This window comes from Geminicoccus flavidas (assembly GCF_009806515.1).
GTDB classification, from domain to species: Bacteria; Pseudomonadota; Alphaproteobacteria; order Geminicoccales; family Geminicoccaceae; genus Geminicoccus; species Geminicoccus flavidus.
The window spans coordinates 1-3038 of the sequence record NZ_WUJP01001108.1 but is presented as its reverse complement, the minus strand read 5'-3'; the positions used below and the strand labels follow the sequence as shown (position 1 = coordinate 3038).

The following is a 3038-nucleotide window of genomic DNA, read 5'->3' as shown; positions in this document are numbered from 1 at the left end:
GGAAGATCAAGAACAACCCATGTGAGACAGGAGAGGGCGTCTCGATCAGCCGTCTTGCTGGGGTAGACCTTAACGATACAATACATTCTTGCTGCTCCTGTATGGAAGCCATCGCCGACCAACGTGCACCTCGTTATAGCTGGCTCGCTATAGCGAGGCGGGCATGAGCAGCGAAACGGCAGCCGGGTTTCCGGCACGGCACCGACCCTTGACAGCGTTCGGCAGCGGGGCTGGCGTCGGCCTGCTGGGCGGACTGATCGGCCTGGGCGGGGCCGAGTTCCGCTTGCCGCTGCTGATCGGCCTGTTCCGGTTCGCCGCCCTGGAAGCGGTGATCCTGAACAAGACGATGTCGCTGGTGGTGGTCGCCTCGGCCCTGCCGTTCCGGGCATCCACGGTGCCGTTCGCGGCCATCGCCGCGTCCTGGCCGATCATCGTCAACCTGCTGGCCGGCAGCCTGCTCGGTGCCTGGCTGGGTGCAGCTTGGGCGACCCGGCTCCGTTCGGCGACCCTGTACCGGATCATCGCGGCCATGTTGGTGGTCATCGCGGTCGTGCTGGTGGCCGGCCACGGCGCGACGGCCGGCACGCCCTTGCTGACCGGCGGGGTGCAGGTGCTGGCTGGGATCATCGCCGGCTTTGCCATCGGCATCGTCGCCTCGCTCCTGGGCGTAGCCGGCGGTGAATTGCTAATCCCGACCCTGGTGCTGTTGTTCGGCGCCGACCTCAAGCTGGCCGGCAGCCTATCCTTGGCGGTGAGCCTGCCAACGATGCTAGTGGGGTTCACCCGTTACACCCGGGACGAGAGCTTCACGATCCTCGGCCGCAACCGAATGTTCGTGCTAGTCATGGCGGCCGGCTCACTCGTCGGCAGCTTCCTGGGCGGCCGGCTGCTGGGCATCATACCGGACGGGGTGCTCCTGCCGCTGCTGACGTTGATCCTGCTCATCTCGGCGGTGAAGGTGGGACGGCACCGCTAGGTAGTCCCATCCCATGCAGGTCGGCCGAATTGCCTTAATGCTTAACCTGAGCCTGCCGGGACAGTCGCCGAAAGTCACCGCACCAAGGCTCGGCAATCGTCCGCGCCAACGGCGCGAGCGGGACTTTGCTGTGGGCAAGATCGACTTGTGCTAGCGGCGCCTATCCGACCTGCGGGCCCGGCTGGTTGAAATGGCCGGGCAGCGGCGCGCAGGGATCAGGCTGGCATACGCCGCGGCCAGGGGCGGGTTCGCGCGGGCATCGGCGCCCAAAGCCTCCAGGGCGCACAGCAGATGCTCGGCCACCTCCATTCGGCCTTCCGCCATGGCCTGCTGCAGCGCGGCCAGCGCCTGGTGATCGAGCGAAACGGGCTTGCTCATCCCGCCATGCTACCCCTTCCAGAAAGGGAAAGGTCAAGCAGGCTTTGGATGGGCTGGTGCCCGTCCCGCCAGCGTTCATTCAAGCGCTGAGGAGCTTGCTGATCGGCTTGCCTTCTACTGCTGGGGCGCCATGGGCGTGGTCGGCATCTCCATCGGCTTCTGGCCCATCTCGCCCTGCTGCATCATCGCCATCTGCTTGCAGCAGCCACACATGCCACTGGCCTGTGGTGCAGGTGTGGCCTGTGCCGCCGGTGGCGGCACTGTGTTCGACTCGGGCTGAGCAAGGGCAGGCCCGGCAACCGCAAACAGCCCCACGGCGCCCAAGATGATCCACTTCATTGCACACCTCCCTATTGAAGGGTGCCATAGAAGCTAGAGCAGAAGCCGCAGAACACCAATCGCCAGTCGCCAAACGTAGCCCAGGTCGCGCCACGGTCACTGCTGGCAAGGATATCGTCGCTCTGCAAGAGCGGGTCTTCGGTCACTGCAATGTCCAGGGTGAGGCCAGCGACCAGGCGAGAGTGCTTCGAGATTGACGTCATCCTATATATCTGCAATTCTCGATATATGGATACGAATGACGCTGTCGAAGCCCTAGCGGCTCTCGCCCAGACCACCCGGCTGGAAACCTTCCGGCTGCTGGTGAAGCACGAGCCGGATGGCCTGCCGGCCGGCGAGATCGCGCGTCAGCTGGGCGTGCCGCAGAACACGATGTCGGCGCATTTGGCGATCCTGACCCGGGCAGGGCTGACTATGTCGGAGCGCCAGAGCCGCTCGATCATCTACCGCGCCGATCTGAACGGCCTGCAGTCGCTGACCCTCTACCTGGTCAAGGACTGCTGTGGCGGGAAGGCCGAGCTGTGTGCGCCGCTCGTCGCCGAGCTGCTGCCCTGTTGTCCGCCTGAACGGAGAACGTCATGACCGAACGGGTCTTCAACGTGCTGTTCCTGTGCACGGCCAACTCGTCGCGCAGCATCCTGGCCGAGGCGACGCTCAATCACCTGGGAGCCGGGCGCTTCCGGGCCTACAGCGCCGGCTCGTTTCCCAAGGGCCAGGTGCATCCGATGGCCCTAGCGCTGCTCCAGGAGCAGGGGCTGCCCACGGAGGGGCTGCGCTCGAAGTCCTGGGACGAGTTCGCCAAGCCCAGTGCCCCGGCAATGGATTACGTCTTCACCGTCTGCGATCAGGCCGCCGGCGAGACCTGCCCCATTTGGCCGGGCCAGCCGATCAGCGCCCACTGGGGCGTTCCCGATCCGGCGGCGGTGGTCGGCAGCGATACGTTCCGGATGCTGGCCTTCCGCGATGCCTGCCGGATGCTGACCCAGCGCATCCGCATCTTCATCTCACTGCCGTTCGCCTCGCATGACCGGATGGCCCTGACCCACCAGGTGCAGGCGATCGGTCGTCTGCGCCCTGATGCTGCCGAGGATGCCGCATCGTGACCGTCACCATCTACCACAACCCGGCCTGCGGCACGTCGCGCAACACGCTCGGCCTGATCCGCGACAGCGGCGAGGAGCCGGTGGTCATCGAGTATCTGAAGACCCCACCCGGCCGGGACGAGCTGGTGAGCCTGATCGACCGCATGGGCATCGGCGTGCGCGACCTCTTGCGTGAGAAGGGCACGCCCTATGCCGAGCTGGGCCTGGGTGATCCCTCCCTCAGCGACGAGCAACTCGTCGAC

The 3038-nt window shown here is 65.7% G+C and carries 6 protein-coding genes; 4 read left to right on the top strand and 2 right to left on the bottom strand.

What is annotated here, in order from left to right; translation table 11 throughout:
• Positions 1–163 precede the first annotated feature (163 nt).
• Positions 164–976 (top strand): sulfite exporter TauE/SafE family protein, encoded by an 813-nt coding sequence (locus tag EQG76_RS31240; RefSeq protein WP_159719105.1) that lies wholly within the window; start codon positions 164–166, stop codon positions 974–976.
• 150 nt (positions 977–1126) lie between these two features.
• Here the strand turns inward: EQG76_RS31240 and EQG76_RS31235 are convergent, their stop codons facing one another.
• Both EQG76_RS31235 and EQG76_RS31230 read right to left on the bottom strand, forming a co-directional pair.
• A complete protein-coding gene (locus EQG76_RS31235; RefSeq protein WP_159719104.1) occupies positions 1127–1354 on the bottom strand; it encodes a hypothetical protein in 228 nt (75 codons plus the stop codon).
• A 114-nt stretch (positions 1355–1468) separates the two neighbouring features.
• Positions 1469–1693, bottom strand: a complete 225-nt coding sequence (locus EQG76_RS31230; protein ID WP_159719103.1) for a hypothetical protein — start codon at positions 1691–1693, stop codon at positions 1469–1471.
• Positions 1694–1921: 228 nt separating this feature from the next.
• Here EQG76_RS31230 and EQG76_RS31225 point away from each other — a divergent pair, with 228 nt between their 5' ends.
• The 3 genes from EQG76_RS31225 to EQG76_RS31215 all read left to right on the top strand — a co-directional run.
• Positions 1922–2275: an ArsR/SmtB family transcription factor gene (locus EQG76_RS31225; protein WP_159719102.1), complete on the top strand. Its 354-nt coding sequence runs from the start codon at positions 1922–1924 to the stop codon at positions 2273–2275.
• Positions 2272–2796: an arsenate reductase ArsC gene (locus EQG76_RS31220; RefSeq protein ID WP_159719101.1), complete on the top strand. Its 525-nt coding sequence runs from the start codon at positions 2272–2274 to the stop codon at positions 2794–2796. Before EQG76_RS31225 ends, EQG76_RS31220 begins: the two co-directional genes overlap by 4 nt.
• Positions 2793–3038: arsenate reductase family protein (locus EQG76_RS31215; RefSeq protein WP_407925592.1), on the top strand; the 246-nt coding region annotated here is incomplete at its 3' end. The genes EQG76_RS31220 and EQG76_RS31215, both read left to right, overlap by 4 nt.